Source organism: Mesorhizobium sp. M7A.F.Ca.CA.002.09.1.1 (assembly GCF_003998555.1).
GTDB classification, from domain to species: Bacteria; Pseudomonadota; Alphaproteobacteria; order Rhizobiales; family Rhizobiaceae; genus Mesorhizobium; species Mesorhizobium ciceri.
In genome coordinates this window covers 1-5,040 of sequence record NZ_RZRR01000380.1, presented here as the reverse complement: position 1 = coordinate 5,040, position 5,040 = coordinate 1, and the positions used below count along the sequence as shown (strand labels likewise).

The window sequence follows — 5,040 nt, the reverse complement described above, 5'->3', positions numbered from 1 at the left end:
CCAGGGATGCGGTGCTTCAGGAAAAATTCCTCGCCGCAAAGGAACAGATCGGCATCTGCGGCAGCGTCATCGACGAAGGCATTGCCCGCGGCATGCTCGAGCGCCGGGATGCCTTCCTGGCGACACTGCTGCCCGAAATGGCCAAGCGCCGCGACATCGTCCAGGCCTGGATCGACCGCGAACCGCTGGTCGACTGGATCAGGCCCGAAGGCGGTGTCGTCGGCTTCCCGCGCCTCGATATCGAACCCGGCTTCGACCTCGACCGGTTCTATGCGAACCTGCTGGAGAACCATGGAACCTATGTCGGACCCGGCCACTGGTTCGAGATGGAAAAACGCTTCTTCCGCGTCGGCTTCGGCTGGCCGACGGAAGCCGAATTGCGCGGCGGCCTCGACGCCATCTCCGTCGCGCTGCGGCAGTAACTTCCGCGTGCCGGCGATGGAGCAGGCTGAAAATTCCTTGATCCAGCACTGATTCTGACGCATATCCGCGGCGAACTGAGCTAAAAGTTCCGCCAGCCGGACCAGCGCCCATCGTGGAAGTGCCCCGCCAGCTGACGCCACTGCAATGGGGCCTCTTAAATCATGACCGCCGAACAGATATCACCGGACCAGCGCTATGCCGCGTTCCGCCACCGCTCCTTCCTGAGTTATTGGGCGGCGCGTTTCCTCACCACATTCGCCACCATGATCGTGTCCGTCGCGGTCGGCTGGCAGATGTACGATTTGACCCGCGACCCGCTCGATCTCGGCCTGGTCGGCATCGTCCAGTTCCTGCCGTCGCTGCTTCTGGTGCTGGTCACCGGTGTCGCCGCCGACCGCTTCGGCCGCCGCCTGATCATGGCGCTGGCGGTCGTGGTGGAGGCGATGTGCGCGCTGGCGCTGCTGTTCCTGGCGCTGCGCGGCATCAGCGGGCCGCTGCCGATCTTCTGCGTGCTTGCCATGTTCGGCGTCGCCCGCGCCTTCTTCGGTCCGGCCTCGGCCTCGCTGTTCGCCAATCTGGTGCCGCCTCAGGATTTCGCCAACGCCATCGCCTGGAATTCATCGGCCTGGCAGACGGCGACCATCGTCGGACCCGTCGCCGGCGGCCTGCTCTACGGCGTGTCGCCGGAAGCGGCCTACGGAACCGCCGCTGTCCTGATGCTTGTGTCCGGGCTGCTGATCTTCACCATCCCGAAGCCGTCGCAGCGCACCGAGTCGGACAAGCCGACGATGCAGCACCTGCTCGGCGGGTTCAGCTATATCTGGAGCGAGAAGATCGTGCTCGGCGCCATCTCGCTCGATCTGTTCGCCGTGCTCCTGTCCGGCGCCTCGGCGCTGCTGCCGGTCTATGCGCGCGACATCCTCCAGCTCGGCCCGTGGGGCCTCGGCCTGCTGCGCTCGGCGCCCAGCATCGGCGCCATTTGCGTCGCCATCTGGCTGGCCGGGCATCCACTTCGCAACCACGCGGGCATGATCATGCTGGCCGCTGCAGCCTCGTTCGGCGCCTTCACCGTGGTTTTCGGCCTGTCGACCATCACCTGGCTGTCGATCGTGGCATTGGTCTTCCTTGGCGCCACCGATATGTTCAGCGTCTACATCAGGGAGACGCTGATCCAGCTGTGGACGCCCGACGAGGTGCGCGGCCGCGTCAACGCCGTCAACCAGGTCTTTGTCGGCGCCTCCAACGAGGTCGGCGAATTCCGGGCCGGCACGATGGCCGCGCTGATCGGCACGGTGCCGGCCGTGGTGATCGGCGGCATCGGCGCCATCGCCGTCGCGGGCCTGTGGGTGGTGCTGTTCCCGCAACTGCGCAAGGTGCGCCACCTCAACGGGCGCAACTGATCTTCCCACGGTTGACAGCCGACATGCCTAGCCCATGCCACAGGAGCTCTCATGATCACTTGCTACCTGAAATACGTCATCGACCCCTACAAGCTTGCCGAGTTCGAAGATTATGGTCGTCGCTGGATAGCTCTGGTCAACCGCCTCGGCGGAAACCATCACGGCTATTTCCTTCCAAGCGAAGGGGCGAGCAACATCGCCTATGCCATGTTCAGCTTTCCGAGTCTTGCCGACTACGAGGACTATCGCAAACGGATGGCTGCCGACCCGGAATGCCAGGACGTGTTCGAAATGGAAAAGCGCAATCGCAGCATTCTCAGCTATGAGCGCAGCTTCCTGCGGCCGGTGCTCGAACCTTAATGCATGTCGCCCAAAAGTGGCCCCGGTTTTGGGAGAACGACATGCATGAAGACAAAGACCTAAAGCGGGTCGCCTGAAATCCGTTCAGACGACGGTTTAGCTATCTGCTCGACTTGCCGAAGATCATCCGCAAAAACTCGTCCAGCCAGCGCTTGAGATGCATGTCCCAGATCAGCCGGCCGCCGAGATGATCGCGGCCGGGCTGGGCACCGGGCAATTCGAAGCGATGCGCGCCGCGCACCACCCAGCGCTGCATCATCACCCTGGTCAGTTCGCCATGGAACTGGATGCCCCAGGCATTGTCGCCGTAGCGGAAGGCCTGGTTGGGATAGGTTTCGGCCGTCGCCAGCAGCGTCGCGTCCCTGGGCAGCGAAAAACCCTCGCGGTGGAACTGGTAGACCATCTCCGGCCAGTGCATCAGTTGCTTGCCGGCTTCGGTCGCCTTCAGGGGATACCAGCCAACCTCGACCAGCCCTTCACCATGACCCTCGACCTTGCCGCCGAGACAGTTGACCAGCATCTGCGCACCGAGACAGATGCCGAGACATGGCCGGTTCTCCCTCAGCGGTATTTCCAGCCAGTTGGTCTCGCGGCGGACGAACTCGTCGTCGTCATTGGCGCTCATCGGGCCGCCGAACACCACCGTGCCGGCGTGGTCGTCCAGTGTTTCGGGCAAGGCGTCGCCAAGCGGCGGCCGGCGGATGTCGAGATCGAAACCCTCTTCCAGCAACATGTGGCCGACACGTCCCGGGCTCGAACTCTCCTGATGCAGCACGATCAGGATCTTTGGCTTCGAACTCGTCTGGCGTGGCATGGGAAGGCGAAGATCCTATTCGTCGCTCGATGTTCCGGTGGCGCCGGGCGCGTGCGCCGCCGCCTTGCGGCGCGCCTCGACGCGGTCGTGGCGTTCGACGCCGATCAGCTCGGCGACGCGCCAGACGGTGTTGTCCTCGAGCTCGTGCAACTCGCCGTCGGCATAGACGATTTCCCACATCAGGCCGATGAAAGCCTTGCGCGCATCGGCATCGAGATGGCGCTTCAAGACGCTGGTGAAGGCGTAGAGATCGATCGCCTCATTGTCGGCCCGCTCGCCGGCAGCGGCCAACGCTTCGAGTTCCGCGCCACTGATCGAATAGCTCTCGGCCAGCACCGCCTTGAACCGCTCCCACTCGACATCCTGGCGCACGCCATCGGCGTTCATCACATGGTAGAGCAGCGCCGAGGCGGCGACACGCGGATCGTCCGTGCTGGCATGCGTGCCGGCACCGGCCGGCAAATCCCTGAGAAACGACAGAACGCGTTCAAACATAGATCCATACCCCAACGGCCTGACGGCCTGCCCAACTCAAAACAACCGAAACCGGCGCGGCGATTTCTCCGCTTCCTCGTCCGGATCGACGCCGGGATCGTCCGGCAGCCGCGCAAGCTCCTCGGCCGGCTCGACGCCTTCGGCATCGCTCGGCACCGCGGCGAAGGCCGCTGCCGTGATCGGTCTGACATGATCTTCTTCGCGACTTTCAGCTTGCTTGCCCGCCGACGTCTCGCCACCGGCGTCGTCGATCACTTCGATCGGCCTTTTTTCGCTCGTCGGCTTTGCCAATGCTTCAATAACCGGTGCCGCACCCGCTGGCGCGTCATCATGGCTGTCGATCAACTGGCCAAGACGCTCCATCGGCGCGCGCCACTCGAAGGCGTCGAGCCGGCCGGTGATCGGCGATACCGGAGCCCAGCGTTCCGATACCACGCCGTCTGCGACCCAGGCCGGATCGCGCGGCGCCCGCAGCGCCCTGGACAGCAGCTGCCGAACTTTGCCCTGATCGCCGGTCTCGGCCTCCTCGATGTCGGCGAGCAGCAGATAGGCGCCCTCGCGACGGTCCATCCGGATCGCCGCCTCGGCCTCGCGGCGGGCGGTCGCGAAATCCTGCGCGTCGAGCGCGGCGCGCGCCACCGTCATCGACGATTCGGCGTGGTTCTTCTTCATCTCCTGCAGCTTCTTCGCCCGGTTGAGGCGGTCGAGCACCGCGTCGCCCGGCCTTGCATGGGTATAGAGCTCGGCGATCTCCGGATGCGGCTCGGCCTTCCACGCCGCCTCGAGTATCTTCGAGCCCTTGCGCACATCGTTCTGCTTGAACAGTGCGGCCGCGGCGGCCACGGCGGCAGGCGCGAAATCGGGCCTGAGCTTGTTCGCTTCGATCGCCGCCGTCCTGGCGGCGGCGGGATCGCTGTCGGCAAGCGCCTGCGCCTTGGCGGTCAGCAGCACGGCGCGGCGGCGGTTGGCGGCATCGCGTTCGATCTGCCGTGTCGCTTTCTGCGCGTCGACGAGTTTCAGGGCGCCGTCCCAGTCGCCGCGCGCGGTCAGCTCTTCCAGCGTCGATTCCGCCGCCCAGGCCAGCTGCGGCGCCACAGCGGCGGCGCGGCCGGCATAATGCCTGGCGGCGTTGCGGTCGCCGAGCCGTTCGGCTTCCAGATAAAGCCCGCGCAAACCCAGCAGCCGCATTTCGGGATCCTCGAGCATGCTCTCGAATTTCTGCCGCGCGCCTTCATGATCGCCTTCGAGGAGCGACGCCTGCGCTTCGAGCAGGTGGATCAGCGGCTCCTGGTCGGAACGGATCAGCTTGGCGGCTTCCTTGGTCTTCTTGCGGGCCAGCGCGCCATCACCGGCGCCGGCGGCAATCATGCCGGTCGACAGCGCCTGATAGCCACGATCGCGGCGGCGGACACGGAAATAGCGCGAGATGGTGTAGGGGCTGTTCCACAGCGACTTGAGCAGCCACCACAGGATCATCACCGCAGCGACCACGGCAACGACAGCCACCGCCGCCACCATCAGGCTGACCTGGTATTGATAGCCGTTGAA

The 5,040-nt window shown here is 65.0% G+C and carries 5 protein-coding genes and 1 pseudogene; 3 read left to right on the top strand and 3 right to left on the bottom strand.

What is annotated here, in order from left to right; genetic code table 11:
• From EN994_RS17410 to EN994_RS17400, 3 genes and pseudogenes are all read left to right on the top strand, one after another.
• Positions 1 to 422: pseudogene (locus tag EN994_RS17410) on the top strand (aspartate aminotransferase); the annotation flags it as partial.
• 162 nt (positions 423 to 584) lie between these two features.
• Positions 585 to 1,823 carry an MFS transporter gene (locus tag EN994_RS17405; RefSeq protein WP_063169513.1) on the top strand — a complete coding sequence of 413 codons (1,239 nt, stop codon included), beginning with the start codon at positions 585 to 587 and terminating at the stop codon, positions 1,821 to 1,823.
• A gap of 51 nt (positions 1,824 to 1,874) precedes the next feature.
• Complete coding sequence (locus EN994_RS17400) at positions 1,875 to 2,183, top strand: NIPSNAP family protein (RefSeq protein ID WP_063169514.1); 309 nt, start codon at positions 1,875 to 1,877, stop codon at positions 2,181 to 2,183.
• Positions 2,184 to 2,283: 100 nt separating this feature from the next.
• Here EN994_RS17400 and EN994_RS17390 read toward each other — a convergent pair whose 3' ends face one another.
• From EN994_RS17390 to EN994_RS17380, 3 genes are all read right to left on the bottom strand, one after another.
• Positions 2,284 to 2,997, bottom strand: a complete 714-nt coding sequence (locus tag EN994_RS17390; protein ID WP_024503038.1) for a glutamine amidotransferase — start codon at positions 2,995 to 2,997, stop codon at positions 2,284 to 2,286.
• A 15-nt stretch (positions 2,998 to 3,012) separates the two neighbouring features.
• On the bottom strand, positions 3,013 to 3,492 hold the full coding sequence (locus EN994_RS17385; protein ID WP_013528912.1) for a TerB family tellurite resistance protein: 480 nt from the start codon (positions 3,490 to 3,492) through the stop codon (positions 3,013 to 3,015).
• Between the two features lie 36 nt (positions 3,493 to 3,528).
• A partial coding sequence (locus EN994_RS17380) for a heme biosynthesis protein HemY (RefSeq protein ID WP_164745981.1) occupies positions 3,529 to 5,040 on the bottom strand: 1,512 nt, incomplete at its 5' end.

Excerpts from the sequence above, each read along its gene's own strand:
- EN994_RS17390 (WP_024503038.1), bottom strand. The coding sequence starts at position 2,997 with ATGCCACGCCAGACGAGTTCGAAGCCAAAGATCCTGATCGTGCTGCAT.
- EN994_RS17405 (WP_063169513.1), top strand. The coding sequence starts at position 585 with ATGACCGCCGAACAGATATCACCGGACCAGCGCTATGCCGCGTTCCGC.
- EN994_RS17400 (WP_063169514.1), top strand. The coding sequence starts at position 1,875 with ATGATCACTTGCTACCTGAAATACGTCATCGACCCCTACAAGCTTGCC.
- EN994_RS17385 (WP_013528912.1), bottom strand. The coding sequence starts at position 3,492 with ATGTTTGAACGCGTTCTGTCGTTTCTCAGGGATTTGCCGGCCGGTGCC.